The organism is Saccharothrix sp. DSM 118769, assembly GCF_052936295.1.
In genome coordinates, this window is the sequence record NZ_CP193627.1 from 7,990,844 (window position 1) to 8,004,984 (window position 14,141).

The window sequence follows — 14,141 nt, forward strand, 5'->3', positions numbered from 1 at the left end:
GACCCGGGATTTCCCGTGGTTCAGCCCAGGTGGCGGCCCCACCAGGCGAGGACGTGGTCGAACCGCTGCTCGCGGTGGCGGGGCTTGCCGGAGCGGGTCAGCTCGTGGCCCTCGCCGGGGAACAGCAGCATCTCGGCCTCGACGCCGTTGCGGCGCAGGGCCACGTACAGGCGCTGGGCCTGCTCCAGCGGACAGCGCCAGTCGTGCTCGGAGTGCGCCACCATGAAGGGCATGGTGATCTTCTCGGCGTAGGTCAGCGGGCTCATCGCGCGCTGCTCCGCGAGGCCCGGCCCGCAGTAGGCGTCGGTGAAGAACCAGCCGATGTCGGAGGACCCGGCGAACGAGTCCCACGCGTTGACGGCGCGCTCGCTCCACGCCGCCCGGAACCGCTCGCCGTGGTGCGCGGCGAGCCACGAGGTCATGAAGCCGCCGTAGGAGCCGCCCATCACGCCGACCCGGCCGGCGTCCAGGTCGGGCCGCTCCAGGGCGACGTCGAGCACCGCGAGCACGTCGTCCACGTCGACGGTGCCGAACGCACCGACCACGGCCTGGCCGTGCGCCTGGCCGTACCCGGCGGACCCGCGCGGGTTGGGCAGCACGACCGCGTAGCCGGCCGCCGCGTAGACCTGGGCCTCGTCGAAGAAGCCCCAGCCGTGGTACATGAACGGGCCGCCGTGCACGGCGAGCACGACGGGGTGCGGCCCCTCGCCCTCGGGCAGGACGAGCCAGCCGTGCACCGGGTAGCCGTCGGGCGCGCTGCCGGTCAGCTCGACGGAGGGCCGCAGCGGCACGGTGGAGCCGAGGTCGGTGAGCACGTCGCCGCCGACCCGCACGACCTCGCCGGGGTTGTCCGCGGTGGAGACCACGGCCACGGTCACGTCGCCGTCCGCGGCGAAGGACCTGACCTCGGCGCGGTCGCCGGCGAGCAGTTCGAGGTCGTCGAGCACGGCGCCGGGGGTGTCGAGCGGCACGCGCCGCAGCTCCACCGCGCCCCGGTTGCGCACGGCCACGAGCACGCCGGCGTCGGTGACCACGGGCGCGCCGGCGGCCTTCTCGCAGTCCACGGTCTCGGTGTCGGTGAGGCGCACGAGCCCGGCGCCGTCGAACCGCCACAGGCCGAGGTTGCGGGCCACGCCGTGCCCGCCGGGGAACTCGGTGCCGTAGAACAGGACGCCGCCGCCGGGCAGCGCCACCGGGAGCGCGACCTGCCCCTCGGAGGCGACCAGCAGCGTGGGCGCGCCGCCCGCCGCGGGCACCGAGTACAGGTCGTTGTAGACGGTCTCGGTCGCGCCGAGGTCGCGGTCGGCGACGAACACGAGCGAGTCGCCGTCGGCGCTCCACGCCGGCTCGGTCGCGGCGAACGCCCCGTCGGTCAGCTCGACCGGCGAGGCGCCCGGGTCGAGCGCGTCGACGGTGAACAGCCGGGTGTGCCGGTCGGTGGTGAAGCCGACGTCGTCGATCCGGTAGTCGAGCCGGGTGATGTGGCGGGGCGCCTCGGCGTCCGGTGACGGGGCCTCGTCGCCGTCGCCGACCGGCGTCCCGTAGCGGCCGGCCTCGGGCACGCGGGCGGTGAACGCGAGCCGCCGCGAGTCGGGCGCCCACACCGGCGCGCCCGCGCCCAGCGGCAGGTCGGTCAGCGCCCGCGCGTCGCCGCCGTCCGCGGGCATGACGTGCAGCTGCGGCGCCGCGCCCTTCCGGGCGACGCGCAGGAACGCGACCCAGCGCCCGTCCGGGGAGATCCGGGGGGCCAGGTCGCGTTCCGCCCACGTCCAGCGCCGCGCGCCGCCACCGTCGAGGGGCACGCGGTGCAGCCCGCCCCGGTAGGTGTTCGAGGCGACGTCCGGGGTGGTGACGTTCACCAGGACGAGGTCACCCCGCACCGACACGGAGCCGGGGGTGGTCAGCTGCTGCAAGTCATCGGGGCGCACGCCTCAGCACGGTACCGGACAGGTCCTTAGCAAAGCGTACGAGTTATTGACGCTCACAGAACGTCACCCGAACGGCCCGGACGACTACTCCGCGGGCTTGTCCGCGCCCGTGTGCAGCGCCGCCTCCGGGTGGCGCTTCACCTTGATCAGGCTGGCGATGGTGGTGATGGCCAGCACGCCGATGATCACCGACAGCGACAGCTCGATGCCGATGGTCGGCACGTGCAGCGGCTCACCGCCGTTGAGGAACGGCAGCGAGTTGGTGTGCAGCGCCTCCAGGATCAGCTTCACGCCGATGAAGCCGAGGATCACCGACAGGCCGATCGACAGGTACACCAGCTTGTTCAGCAGGCCGCCGAGCAGGAAGTACAGCTGGCGCAGGCCCATGAGCGCGAACGCGTTGGCCGAGAAGACCAGGAACGGCTCCTTGGTGAGGCCGAAGATCGCCGGGATCGAGTCGAGCGCGAACAGCAGGTCCGTGGTGCCGATGGCCACGATGACGATGAACATCGGCGTGACGAAGCGCTTGCCGTCGATCTTCACGAACGAGTCGCCGCCGTGGTAGCGGTCGGTGACCGGGTAGACCTTGCGCACGACCCGCGTGGCGACGTTCTCCTTGTACTCCTCGCCGTCGTCGTCGTGGTTCGTGAACGCCAGCTTGTAGCCGGTGTAGATCAGGAACGCGCCGAAGAGGTAGAAGACCCAGCTGAACTGCGCGATGACCGCCGCGCCGACCGCGATGAAGATGCCGCGCATGACCAGCGCCATCAGGATGCCGATCAGCAGCACCTTGTGCTGGTGGATCGCGGGCACCTTGAAGGTGGTCATGATGATCAGGAAGATGAAGAGGTTGTCGACGCTCAGCGAGTACTCGGTGATGTACCCGGCGAAGAACTCGCCCGCGTACGTGCCGCCCGAGAAGTACCAGATGCCGAGGCCGAACAGGACCGCGACGCCGACGTAGAAGATCACCCAGCGGCCCGCTTCGCCGATGGTGACCTCGTGCGGTTTGCGGTCGACGATGAAGAGGTCGATGGCCAGCAGCACCACCAGGCCGGCGATCGTGGCGAACCACAGCCACACAGGAACAGACATCGAGACACCCTCCGGTACACCGCGCGCACGCCAATGACCGGAGGTCTCCTCCGCCGACTGGACCAGCCGACCGGTGGCACCGGGAACCCCACGCCGGATTCCGTGCTGACGACACCACCGCGTTAGGGAGTACTCCCCTCCACCTGCGGATAGTCTCACGCATAACCCCCCTCCCGCGCCACTCGGGGTGATCAGGGGCACCCATTTCGTCGTTTTCGGGTGATTCGCTGAGAGTCGGACCCCCTGCTCACACACCGTTCTCAGGCGTGCGCGCCTAAGGTCGTGCCGTGGCCTCCCTCAACCGCCTCCGCGGCAGGTGGTCGCTCCCCGCGCTGGTCCTCGTAGCAGCCTTGCTGGCTGCTGTCGTGGTCTGGACGCGCGGGGGCGACGAACCAGCCCCGGTGAGCACCCGCGACGCGGTGATCGACGTGCCGGAAAGTCCGGACAGCGACCGCACCGTGCAGATCGACACCACCCTGTACCTGCCCGAACGCACGCCCGCCCCGGCCGTCCTGCTCCCGCACGGCTTCGGCGGGAGCAAGCAGGGCGTAGCCGGTCAGGCGACCGAACTGGCGCAGCGCGGCTTCGTCGTGCTGGCCTACTCCGCCCGCGGCTTCGGCCGCAGCACCGGGCAGATCGCGCTGAACTCGCTGGACCACGAGGTCCGCGACGCGCAGAAGCTCCTCGACTGGCTGGCCACCCGCGAGGAGGTCGTGACCGACGGCGGCGGGGACCCGCGCGTCGGCGTCACCGGCGGCTCCTACGGCGGCGCGCTGGCGCTGTCGCTGGCCGGCGTGGACCCGCGCGTGGACACCATCGCGCCGGTGATCACCTACAACGACCTGGCCCAGGCGCTGCTGCCGAACTCGGCGCGACCGGACGCGGTCGACGCGAGCACGGCCTCGCCGGGCGCGTTCGCCGACAACGGCGTGTTCAAGCGCTCGTGGGCGGGCATCTTCTTCTCCGCCGGCCTGTCCGGCGCGGACGCCGCCAACCCGGGCCAGGAGGCCGTCGAACCCGGCCAGGAGGACGACGACAACCTGGGCGCCGCCGCCGCGGCCGCCACCCAGGCGCCCCCGGCCCAGCAGCAGGGCGAGGGCCGGCCCCCCGGTCCCGTGACCGGGGCGTGCGGCCGGTTCCAGGCCGACGTGTGCGCCGCGTACACCGAGGTCGCCACCACCGGCAAGGCCGGGCCGCAGACGCTGGAGCTGCTGCGCCGCTCGTCCCCCGTCGCGGTGACCGACAAGATCACCCAGCCCACGATGATCGTGCAGGGCGAGCAGGACACCCTGTTCGGCCTCGACCAGGCCGACGCCAACGCCCGCCAGATCGCCGCCAACGGCGCCAAGGTGAAGGTCGTCTGGTACTCCGGCGGCCACGACGGCGGCTCCCCCGGCCCCGAGCTGCGCGGGCAGATCGCCGACTGGCTCGACTTCCACCTGCGCGGCGAGGGGACCGACCCCGGCACCAGCTTCGAGTACACGGTGGCGGGCGCGTTCCGCAGCAGCGGCACCCCCGCGCTGCGCACCGTCGTCGCCCCGGCCTACCCGGGCCTGGCGGGCACCTCGCCCGTGGCGCGCACCGACGTGGCGCTGTCCGGGCGCGAGCAGGTCGTGGTCAACCCGGCGGGCGGCAACCCGGCCGCCGTGTCCAGCCTGCCCGGCCTCGGGTCGATCGTGTCGCGGTCCAGCTCGCTGTCCTCGCGGCTCTCGCTCGACCTGCCCGGCCAGTCCGCCGTGTTCCAGAGCGAGCCGCAGACCGCCCAGACGCTGCTGACCGGCGCGTCCACCGTGCGGCTGCGGGTCGCCGCGGTGCCCGGCCAGCCGGTGCCCGCCGAGGGCGCCGTGCTGTACGTGAAGCTGTACGACGCGGACGCCAACGGCGTGCGCACGCTGCCCGGCTCGGCCGTGGCCCCCGTGCGGATCGCGTCCCTGCCCGCCGACGGCACGCCGGTCGACGTGACCGTGACGCTGCCCGGCGCGGTGCGGCCGGTGGAGAGCGACCACCGCTTCCAGGTCGTCGTGTCCACCACCGACCAGGCGTACGCCAACGCCACCGAGCCCGCCGCGTACCGCGTGTCGCTGGCGGTCCCGACGCTGTCCGTGCCGGTGGTGGCGGGCGTGAACGCGACCAGCGACGTGCCGACCACCGCCCTGTGGGGCATCGCGGTCGTGCTGGTCGTGTGCGTGATCGCGGCCGTGGTCGCCTGGTTCCGGCGCAGGCTGTCGGCCGACGTCGACCCGTCGCTGGAGTCGGTGCCGCTCGTCATCGAGGGCCTGACCAAGTCCTACCCCGGCGGGCTGACCGCGGTGAAGGACCTGTCGTTCCGGGTGGAGCACGGCCAGGTCCTCGGCCTGCTCGGCCCCAACGGCGCGGGCAAGACCACCACGCTGCGGATGCTCATGGGGCTGATCCGGCCCAGCGAGGGCGGCATCCGGGTGTTCGGGCACAAGGTGCACCCCGGTGCACCGGTGCTGTCGCGCATCGGGTCGTTCGTCGAGGGCTCCGGCTTCCTGCCGCACCTGTCCGGCGCGGCCAACCTGCGGCTGTACTGGGCGGCCACCGGCCGCCCGGCGGAGCAGGCGCACGTCGAGGAGGCCCTGGAGATCGCGGGCCTGGGCAACGCGGTGAACCGGCGCGTGCGGACCTACAGCCAGGGCATGCGGCAGCGGCTGGCCATCGCGCAGGCCATGCTCGGCCTGCCGGACCTGCTGGTGCTCGACGAGCCGGCCAACGGGCTCGACCCGCCCCAGATCCACCAGATGCGCGAGGTGCTGCGCCGCTACGCGGGGGCGGGGCGCACCGTGCTGGTGTCCTCCCACCTGCTCGCCGAGGTCGAGCAGACGTGCTCCCACGTCGTCGTGATGCACAAGGGCACCCTGGTCGCCGCCGGCCCGGTCGAGGAGATCGCGACGGGCGGCGGCGAGGCCAGCTTCCGGGTCGACCGCCCCGAGGAGGCGGCCGACGTGCTGCGCGGCCTGGCCGGCGTGCACGACGTGAGCGTGGACGGCGACCAGGTCCACGCCGGCCTCAACGGCACGCCCCGCGCGTCCGCGCTGGAGGCCCTCGTGACGGCGGGCGTGGCGGTGGACCAGGCCGGTCCGCGGCGGAAGCTGGAAGACGCGTTCCTGGAACTGGTGGGCGAATGAATACCAACGGCGTGCACACCGACCCGTCGGCCATCGCCGACCTGACGAACGCGGCGGCGGCGGAGCACTCCTCCGTCGCCCCGGACGGCTCGAAGGTGGGCTACCGGGCCGGGCGGACGCTGCCGCTGCGGGTCGAGCTGGCCCGGCAGCTGCGCCGGCGGCGGACCCAGCTCGTGCTCGGCTTCCTCGTCCTGCTGCCGTTCATCCTGGTGGTGGCGTTCGAGATCGGCGAGTCGCAGGCCAACCGCCGGTCCGGCGGGTTCGTCGACCTGGCCACGGCCAGCGGCGTGAACTTCGTGATCCTCACGCTGTTCGTGTCCGGGAGCTTCCTGCTGCCGATGATCGTCGCGCTGTTCTTCGGCGACACCATCGCGTCGGAGGCGTCGTGGTCGTCGTTGAAGTACCTGCTGGCGGCGCCCGTCCCGCGGCACCGGCTGCTGCGGCAGAAGGCGCTCGCGTCGGGGCTGCTGTCGCTGTTCGCGCTGGTCCTGCTGCCCGCGGTGGCGCTGGGCGTCGGCGTGGCCTGGTACGGGGCGGGCGAACTGGTCTCCCCCACGGGTGAGGCCGCGCCGTTCGGCGACGGCGTCCTCGGCATCGCGCTGGCGGTCGTCTACATCGCGATCCACCTGTTCTGGGTGGCCGGGCTGGCGCTGTACCTGTCGGTGTCGACCGACGCGCCGCTGGGCGCGGTCGGCGGCGCGGTGCTGGCGTCGATCCTGTCGCAGATCCTCGACCAGATCACCGCCCTGGAGGACCTGCGGAACTACCTGCCGACGCACTACGCGCTGGCGTGGGTCGACCTGCTGTCCACCGACGTGGACTGGTCGCAGATGGCGATGGGGACGTTCTCGGCGCTCGCGTTCGGGGCGTTCTTCACCCTCATGGCGGCGCGCAAGTTCGCCACGAAGGACATCACCAGCTGAGGTCTTCCCGCTGTTCGGAGGGGGTGTCGGGGATCTTCCCGGCACCCCCTCCTCATGGCCGCTTCTTCTTCGGCAGCCCGGCGACGACGGCGTCGTAGGACCCGTCGAGCAGCTCCAGCAGCTCGTCGTCCGGCACCGCGCCCGCGAGGTCGACGCGGTTCCAGCCGTAGCGGCCGACGTAGGCGCTGACCGCGATGTCACCGGGGTACCGCTCCCGCCACGCCGCCGCGTCCTCGGCGTCGGTCCCGCACTTGACGCCCACCGTGTGCTCGACGAGCCCGATGAACGCGAACGCCTTGCCGCCGACCTTGCACACCAGCTCGGACTCGCCCCACGGGTAGGTCTCCTCCGCGCCGGGCTTGGCGAGGCAGTGGGCGATGACCTCGTCGAGGGTCATGACGGTTCCTCCAGGGTCGCGGGGTCGGGCAGGGCGTCCGGACCGACGGGCAGCTCGCGGGCCGCCCCGGCGTGCGCGCCGTCGAGGAAGATCGCCAGGTTGCGGCGCCAGGCGTCGGGCGCGGTCGCGTGGGTGGCGCGGACCAGCTGGGCGTGGGACCAGAACACCACGAACAGGTCGCCGGGCGCGAGGTCGGCGCGCAGCGACCCGTCGCGCTGGGCGTCCTGGACCACCCGCGCGGACGCGGTCGAGGACCTGCCCGAGGTCGGCGGCCACGAGGTCGGGCAGGACGGCGTCGATGAGCGCCTCGCGGCTGCCGAAGCGGTTGTAGAGCGTGCCGGTGCTGGCCCCCGCGCGGGCCGCGATGTCCCCGAGGGGTATGGCGAGGCCCCGTTCCCGGAACACCTCGACCGCGGCGGCCTTGAGCTTCTCGACGTTGCGCCGCGCGTCCTGCCGCAGGTGCGGTTCGCCCGCGAGGGGTACGACGTGGCGCTGGTGGCGCGGCGGCGGGGCCCGCTGGAAGCGCTGCGCGACGGCCTGCGGGCCGAGGGCGTCGACGTCGAGGCGTTCACCGCCGACCTGGCCGACCTGGTCTGGGACCTGGTCACGAAGCGCGACCGGGTGGAGGAGGTCCACCCGCCGGTCGGGTCGTGACGGCGGTGGCGCGCCCGCGACCGGGCGCGCCACCGCGCACGGGCTACTTGACCCCGGCCGCGTCCATGCCGCGCAGCTCCTTCTTCAGGTCCTGGATCTCGTCGCGCAGCCGGCCCGCCAGCTCGAACTTCAGCTCGCGCGCGGCGGACATCATCTGGTCGGTCAGGCTCTGCACGAGGTCGGCCAGCTCGGACCTCGCCATGGTGGACGGGTCGCGGTCGGCCAGCACGCCGGAGCTGCGGCCCGAGGCGCCCGGGTCGCCGGTGGGCTTCTTGCCGCGCGAGGCGTTGCGGCCGGAGCCGCCCGGTTCGACGGCGTCCTCGGCCTCGGAGTAGACCTGTTCGAGGATGTCGGTGATCTTCTTGCGCAGCGGCTGCGGGTCGAGGCCGCGTTCCTCGTTGTAGGCGACCTGCTTGGCCCGCCTGCGGTTGGTCTCCTCGATCGCGTGCCGCATCGAGTCGGTGACGCGGTCCGCGTACATGTGGACCTCGCCGGAGACGTTGCGGGCCGCGCGGCCGATCGTCTGGATGAGGCTGGTGCTCGACCGGAGGAAGCCCTCCTTGTCCGCGTCGAGGATCGCGACCAGGGAGACCTCCGGCAGGTCGAGGCCCTCACGGAGGAGGTTGATGCCGATCAGGACGTCGTACTCGCCCAGGCGCAGCTGGCGGAGCAGTTCGACGCGGCGCAGGGTGTCGATGTCCGAGTGCAGGTAGCGGACCCTGATACCGAGTTCGAGGAGGTAGTCCGTCAGGTCCTCGGCCATCTTCTTGGTCAGGGTGGTGACCAGGACGCGCTCGTCGCGCTCGGCCCGGACGCGGATCTGGTGGACCAGGTCGTCGATCTGGCCCTCGGTCGGCTTGACCACGACCTCGGGGTCGACCAGGCCGGTGGGGCGGATGACCTGCTCGACGAACTCGCCGCCCGCCTGGCCCATCTCGTACGGGCCGGGGGTCGCGGACAGGTAGACGGTCTGGCCGATGCGGTCGGCGAACTCCTCCCACGTGAGCGGGCGGTTGTCGAGCGCGCTGGGCAGGCGGAAGCCGTGCTCGACGAGGTTGCGCTTGCGCGACGCGTCGCCCTCGTACATGCCGCCGATCTGCGGCACGGTCACGTGCGACTCGTCGATGACCAGCAGGAAGTCGTCCGGGAAGTAGTCGATCAACGTGGCGGGCGCGGTGCCGGCGGCGCGGTCGTCGATGTGGCGCGAGTAGTTCTCGATGCCGTTGCAGAACCCGACCTGGCGCATCATCTCGACGTCGTAGGCGGTGCGCATCCGCAGCCGCTGGGCCTCCAGCAGCTTGCCCTGGCGCTCCAGCTCGGCGAGCCGCTCGGCCAGCTCCAGCTCGATGTTCCGGATCGCCTTCTCCATGCGCTCCGGCCCGGCCACGTAGTGGGTCGCCGGGAAGATCCGCAGCTCCTCGACCTCCTTCACCACGTCACCGGTCAGCGGGTGCAGGTAGTAGAGCTTGTCGATCTCGTCGCCGAAGAACTCGACGCGGATCGCCAGCTCCTCGTACGCCGGGATGATCTCCACCGTGTCGCCGCGCACGCGGAACGTGCCGCGGTTGAACGCCAGGTCGTTGCGCGAGTACTGGATGTCGACCAGGGCGCGCAGCAGCAGGTCGCGCTCGATCTCGCCGCCGACCGCCAGCTGGATCGACCGGTCGAGGTAGGACTGGGGCGTGCCGAGGCCGTAGATGCACGACACCGAGGCGACCACGATCACGTCGCGCCGGGTCAGCAGGCTCATGGTGGCCGAGTGGCGCAGCCGTTCCACGTCCTCGTTGACCGACGAGTCCTTCTCGATGTAGGTGTCGGTCTGCGGGATGTACGCCTCGGGCTGGTAGTAGTCGTAGTAGCTGACGAAGTACTCCACCGCGTTGTCGGGGAAGAACTCCTTCAGCTCGTTGGCCAGCTGCGCGGCCAGGGTCTTGTTCGGCGCCATGACGAGCGTGGGCCGCTGCACCTTCTCCACCAGCCACGCGGTGGTGGCGGACTTGCCGGTGCCGGTCGCGCCGAGCAGCACCACGTCCTTCTCCCCACCGCGGATGCGGCGCTCCAGGTCCGCGATCGCCGCCGGCTGGTCGCCCGCCGGCTGGTAGTCGCTGACCACGCGGAACCGGCCCTCGGTGCGGGGGATGTCACCGACGGGGCGGTGCGACGAGTGCGCCTTGACCGGGATCTCGGTAGGGAATGCCACGGCTACGAAGGTACGCCCCGGGTACGACAATTTCGCATCGCCCGAGGTGGGCGCGCTAGCAGCTGCAGTCGCAGCAGTTGCAGCAGTTGCCGCAGCCGTCGCAGCCCGAGCAGTCGCAGTTGCACCACGCCTCGCGCCACTTGCCGCTCCACGACCCGGGGTAGGGGTCGCGGAGGCACTGCTGGCACGTGCCGCACTGGTAGAGCACGGCCAGGCAGCCGGTGAAGAGACCCCGGGAGACCGGTGGCCGCCGCAACTTGGGCCAGGCCCACAGGCCGCTGCCGGAGCCGGCCGGGTCGTCGCCGCGCCCGCGCCGGTAGCCCTTCGGCGGGGGCGGCGGGCCGTTGCGGCCGGGCGCGGACGCGGGCGGCACCGGGGGCGGGGGCGCGACGCCGCCGTGCTGGTGGGGGATGTGCGTGCCCGGCCCGGGACGCCGGCCGGGCGGCGGGGTGTGGCCGGGCGCGTGCGCGTGGCCGGGCGCGTGCGCGTGGCCGGGCGCGTGCGCGTGGTGCTCGCCGAACGCGCGCCTGATCGACTCGCGCACCTCGTGCACCAGCAGCACGTGGACGAGCCGGTCGTCGGCGAACTCGACCTCGGCCAGGGCGAGCCCGATGCCCATGGCGGCGTCGTCGCACAGCCGGCGCGCCTCCTCCACCGACGTCCCGATCGCGACCAGCGGGTTCCACGCGCCGGACGCCCGGTCCCCCGCCAGGTCCTCGACGGCGTCGAGCAGGTGCGCCAGGCGGCCGAAGAGGCGGCCCACCTCGCGCAGCGGCGCGGCGTTGCCCGGCCGGCCGGTCAGCGCGGCGGTCTGCGCGACGGCCTCCCCCGCGGCGGTCTCGGTCGGCTCGGTCACCGCGAGCACGGACGTCCCGGCGCCGGCCGCCGCCTCCACCGACGACTGCCGGGCGACCGCGTCCACCAGCACGGCGGTGTCGAAGCCCAGGTCGTGGCCGGTGCTCGCGGCCTGCTCGGCCCACCTGCGGGCGACCTGCCTGCCCACCACGCGCGCGCCCGCGCGCCCGAAGACGCCGTCGCGGTCGACCACGTGGTCGCCGACCTTGGCCGAGGCGAGCACGAGGGACACCGACGCGGCCAGCCGCGCGCCCGCGCCCGTCGCGACGTCCGCCGACCGCATCCCGCGCAACGCGCACGGCCCCGCCGACCTGCGCGAACGCCCCGACTGGGCCTCCACGAGAGCGGAGATGACGAGGCCGTCGTAGTTGGTGACCACGCGCGCCAGGTGGCCGTGGTCGTCGCGCAGCGCGAGGCACAGGCCGCACAGGTGCGCCAACCACGACTCGCGCAGGTCGGGGGCCAGGCGGTTGCGGCAGGGGCGGATGATGCCGAACATGGCGGGAAGAGTAAGCGATCATCCTACTTTCGGGTGACAAAAGTGAGTGTTCAGCGGGTTCCGCTGCATAGGGTCGCGATGTGACGCCGAGCTCCGCCGGGACCCGCATGCACATCCACCCGCCGAAGATCGAGTACTTCGACCTGGACGCCAAGAGCAACACCGACCCGAAGGGCCACCTCCGGGGGGTCGACGAGTACCGCCTGACCCAGCACGGCCTCTACATGTTCCGGCCCGTGCCCGGTCACCCGCACCTGTCGCACTTCGAGTCGTGGCTGCTGCCGTCCCAGGGCCTGCGCGTGACCAGGCAGTCCTGGCACCCGGGCCACGAGCGCGACTACGACCTGTACGTGGACGTGGTCGAGATCAGCTCCAGCGGGTCGGTGTGGAAGACCGTCGACCTGTACCTCGACATCATCGTGCGCACGGGGCGCGGCGTGACCGTGCTGGACACCGACGAACTGCTGCAGGCCCTCGACGAGGGCCTCATCGGGCCGGACCGGGCCCGGTGGGCGCTGGAGAACGCCTACCGCGCGGTGGCCGGGATCGCCGCGCACGGGTACGACGCCGTGCGCTGGCTGGCCGCCGCGGGAACGATCACCACCTGGCGTCGCAGGTAATACAGACCGTGACACTCGCAGGTCAACCATCCCCTGTGTCCGTCACCGGATAGATACCGCCCTTACCACAGACCGTGATATAACGAATCGACCCGCACAGTTACCCGGCGCACATCTGCGGCTACCCTCGGGTCGCGTGGGAGCGGTCATCACACCTCAGCTGGTCGACGTGGTCGACACCGTCAGCGCAGTTCGGAGCTACTCCAGCGGCATGGCGCGGCACTTGTCGGCCTGCCGGGTGGAGCACTGGGGCCTGCGCCTGGAGTGCCCCACGCCGGAGGACCCGTTCTCCGATTCGGAGGTCACCTGGTTGATGCCCGAGCTCGGGCTCCGGCTGACCCACCACAAGCCCCGGTCGCGGCACGCGCGCAGCGGCCCCAGCGTGCTGTCCGCCGTGCGGGTGCAGCGCGACGGCCGCCACTGGCGCACCACGGACCTCCTGCTGGGCCTGGCCGTGCCCGGCGGCACGACGGCCCGCATCGTGCGCTCCGAGGAGTTCGCCGCCGCCGTCGCCGGCCGCGTGCTGAACCCCGACGACGCCGACCAGGCGCTGCGCACCGTGCACCGCACCCTGGAGGAGGTGAGCCTGCACCGCCACGACCTGGCGACCTGGCTCACCCACCGGGGCATCTTCGACGCCTGGCCGTCGCTCTAGTCCTCGCGGGCGGCGAAGAACGCGTCGGCGCGGGCCTCGGCGGCCGACCACCACGACTCCTCCGACCCACCGCGCGCGCCACCCGGACGGGCCTCCGCCGGCTTCAGCGCCGCGTACTCGTCGCGCGCCGCCGCGTCGGCCCGCAGCCAGTCGCGGAACCGCACCGCCCGCTCCCACGCCGGGCCGCCCTCGACGCGCACGCGCAGGTCGACCGGCCGCCCCGGGTCCGCGCCCGCGTGCACCCGCTCCGGGTCGCCCGCACCTCCCACGACGCCCTCGCCCGGTGTGAGGCGCGGGAAGCCGGCCCGCGCCAGCGCGTCCTCCAGCTCCGCGGCCTCGGCCGGGGACGCGACCCCCAGCTGGAAGCCCAGCACGTCCTCCGCGGCCAGCCCCGGCACGGCCGTGGAGCCGATGTGCTCGACCCGCCGGCCGCCCGCCACCACCGCGATCCGCGCCGCGACCCGTTGCGCCTGCGCCGGCCACGTGTCGTCGTACGGCACGACGACCGGCGACCCGGCGGCGGGCCGGCCCAACCGCACGTTCGACTCGTAGCGCACCAGCCGGTCCGCCCACAGCTCGTCGACCCGCGCGAGCACCAGGTCGGGCGTGCCGGAGTTGTCCAGCCACACGTCCGCCACCGCGCGGCGGCGCTCGTCGTCGGCCTGGGCCGCGATGCGCCGGCGCGCGTCGTCCTCCGCCATGCCGCGACCGCGCAGGCGCGCGACGCGCTCCTCGACGTCGGCGTGCACGATGAGCACGAGGTGGTAGAGCGGGGCCATGCCGTTCTCCACGAGCAGCGGCACGTCGTGCACGACGACCGCGTCCTCGGGCGCGGCGGCGATCAGCTCGGCCGTGCGGGCGGCGATCCTCGGGTGCGTGATGCCGTTGAGGGTGACGCGGGCGGCGTCGTCGCTGAACACCTTCGCGGCCAGCGCGGCCCGGTTGAGCGCGCCGTCCTCCACGACGTCCTCGCCGAACGCCTCGACGATCTCGCGCAGCCCGTCCGTGCCCGGTTCGACGACCTCCCGGGCCAGCCGGTCGGCGTCGACCACCACCGCGCCGTGCTCGGCGAGCCTGCCCGCCACCGTCGACTTGCCCGACCCGATTCCCCCGGAGAGGCCCACGCGCAACATGGGGTCAGCCTGCCACGGCCGCGGTGCCCGGTC

12 protein-coding genes and 1 pseudogene are annotated in these 14,141 nt (G+C 73.0%); 5 read left to right on the forward strand and 8 right to left on the reverse strand.

Annotation, left to right across the window (positions count from 1 at the left end; all coding sequences use genetic code 11):
• Positions 1-20 precede the first annotated feature (20 nt).
• Together ACRAKJ_RS33600 and ACRAKJ_RS33605 are read right to left on the reverse strand one after the other, a co-directional pair.
• Positions 21-1,928: an alpha/beta fold hydrolase gene (locus ACRAKJ_RS33600; protein ID WP_438925205.1), complete on the reverse strand. Its 1,908-nt coding sequence runs from the start codon at positions 1,926-1,928 to the stop codon at positions 21-23.
• A gap of 84 nt (positions 1,929-2,012) precedes the next feature.
• Positions 2,013-3,023, reverse strand: a complete 1,011-nt coding sequence (locus tag ACRAKJ_RS33605; RefSeq protein ID WP_438925204.1) for a TerC/Alx family metal homeostasis membrane protein — start codon at positions 3,021-3,023, stop codon at positions 2,013-2,015.
• A gap of 287 nt (positions 3,024-3,310) precedes the next feature.
• Between ACRAKJ_RS33605 and ACRAKJ_RS33610 the strand changes: the two genes are divergently transcribed.
• Positions 3,311-6,172: an alpha/beta fold hydrolase gene (locus tag ACRAKJ_RS33610; RefSeq protein ID WP_438925203.1), complete on the forward strand. Its 2,862-nt coding sequence runs from the start codon at positions 3,311-3,313 to the stop codon at positions 6,170-6,172.
• Positions 6,169-7,095, forward strand: coding sequence for an ABC transporter permease subunit (locus ACRAKJ_RS33615; RefSeq protein ID WP_438925202.1), 927 nt, complete (start codon positions 6,169-6,171; stop codon positions 7,093-7,095). Before ACRAKJ_RS33610 ends, ACRAKJ_RS33615 begins: the two co-directional genes overlap by 4 nt.
• A 52-nt stretch (positions 7,096-7,147) precedes the next feature.
• On the opposite strand, the gene ACRAKJ_RS33620 is transcribed toward ACRAKJ_RS33615, so the two are convergent.
• The 3 genes and pseudogenes from ACRAKJ_RS33620 to ACRAKJ_RS33630 all read right to left on the reverse strand — a co-directional run.
• Positions 7,148-7,492 carry an MmcQ/YjbR family DNA-binding protein gene (locus tag ACRAKJ_RS33620; RefSeq protein WP_438925222.1) on the reverse strand — a complete coding sequence of 115 codons (345 nt, stop codon included), beginning with the start codon at positions 7,490-7,492 and terminating at the stop codon, positions 7,148-7,150.
• Positions 7,489-7,725: a hypothetical protein gene (locus ACRAKJ_RS33625; protein ID WP_438925223.1), complete on the reverse strand. Its 237-nt coding sequence runs from the start codon at positions 7,723-7,725 to the stop codon at positions 7,489-7,491. The genes ACRAKJ_RS33620 and ACRAKJ_RS33625 overlap by 4 nt, the downstream gene beginning before the upstream one ends.
• A gap of 115 nt (positions 7,726-7,840) precedes the next feature.
• Positions 7,841-7,897, reverse strand: a pseudogene (locus ACRAKJ_RS33630) (hypothetical protein); the annotation flags it as partial.
• Positions 7,898-7,951: 54 nt separating this feature from the next.
• Between ACRAKJ_RS33630 and ACRAKJ_RS33635 the strand changes: the two are divergent.
• Positions 7,952-8,146 (forward strand): hypothetical protein, encoded by a 195-nt coding sequence (locus ACRAKJ_RS33635; protein WP_447008788.1) that lies wholly within the window; start codon positions 7,952-7,954, stop codon positions 8,144-8,146.
• 43 nt (positions 8,147-8,189) lie between these two features.
• Here the strand turns inward: ACRAKJ_RS33635 and uvrB are convergent, their stop codons facing one another.
• Complete coding sequence (gene uvrB, locus ACRAKJ_RS33640) at positions 8,190-10,346, reverse strand: excinuclease ABC subunit UvrB (protein ID WP_447008789.1); 2,157 nt, start codon at positions 10,344-10,346, stop codon at positions 8,190-8,192.
• Positions 10,347-10,401: 55 nt separating this feature from the next.
• Positions 10,402-11,700, reverse strand: coding sequence for a DUF5685 family protein (locus ACRAKJ_RS33645; RefSeq protein ID WP_447008790.1), 1,299 nt, complete (start codon positions 11,698-11,700; stop codon positions 10,402-10,404).
• Positions 11,701-11,807: 107 nt separating this feature from the next.
• Between ACRAKJ_RS33645 and ACRAKJ_RS33650 the strand changes: the two genes are divergently transcribed.
• A complete protein-coding gene (locus tag ACRAKJ_RS33650; protein WP_438919195.1) occupies positions 11,808-12,320 on the forward strand; it encodes a DUF402 domain-containing protein in 513 nt (170 codons plus the stop codon).
• Positions 12,321-12,456: 136 nt separating this feature from the next.
• On the forward strand, positions 12,457-12,975 hold the full coding sequence (locus ACRAKJ_RS33655) for a DUF402 domain-containing protein (protein WP_438919189.1): 519 nt from the start codon (positions 12,457-12,459) through the stop codon (positions 12,973-12,975).
• Here ACRAKJ_RS33655 and coaE read toward each other — a convergent pair.
• Positions 12,972-14,108, reverse strand: a complete 1,137-nt coding sequence (coaE, locus tag ACRAKJ_RS33660) for a dephospho-CoA kinase (protein WP_438919188.1) — start codon at positions 14,106-14,108, stop codon at positions 12,972-12,974. The two genes, ACRAKJ_RS33655 and coaE, sit on opposite strands and share 4 nt — an antisense overlap.
• Positions 14,109-14,141 lie beyond the last annotated feature (33 nt).

Coding starts and splice junctions, on each gene's coding strand:
- ACRAKJ_RS33605 (WP_438925204.1), bottom strand. CDS start 3,023: ATGTCTGTTCCTGTGTGGCTGTGGTTCGCCACGATCGCCGGCCTGGTG.
- ACRAKJ_RS33615 (WP_438925202.1), top strand. CDS start 6,169: ATGAATACCAACGGCGTGCACACCGACCCGTCGGCCATCGCCGACCTG.
- ACRAKJ_RS33620 (WP_438925222.1), bottom strand. CDS start 7,492: ATGACCCTCGACGAGGTCATCGCCCACTGCCTCGCCAAGCCCGGCGCG.
- ACRAKJ_RS33645 (WP_447008790.1), bottom strand. CDS start 11,700: ATGTTCGGCATCATCCGCCCCTGCCGCAACCGCCTGGCCCCCGACCTG.
- ACRAKJ_RS33650 (WP_438919195.1), top strand. CDS start 11,808: ATGCACATCCACCCGCCGAAGATCGAGTACTTCGACCTGGACGCCAAG.
- coaE (WP_438919188.1), bottom strand. CDS start 14,108: ATGTTGCGCGTGGGCCTCTCCGGGGGAATCGGGTCGGGCAAGTCGACG.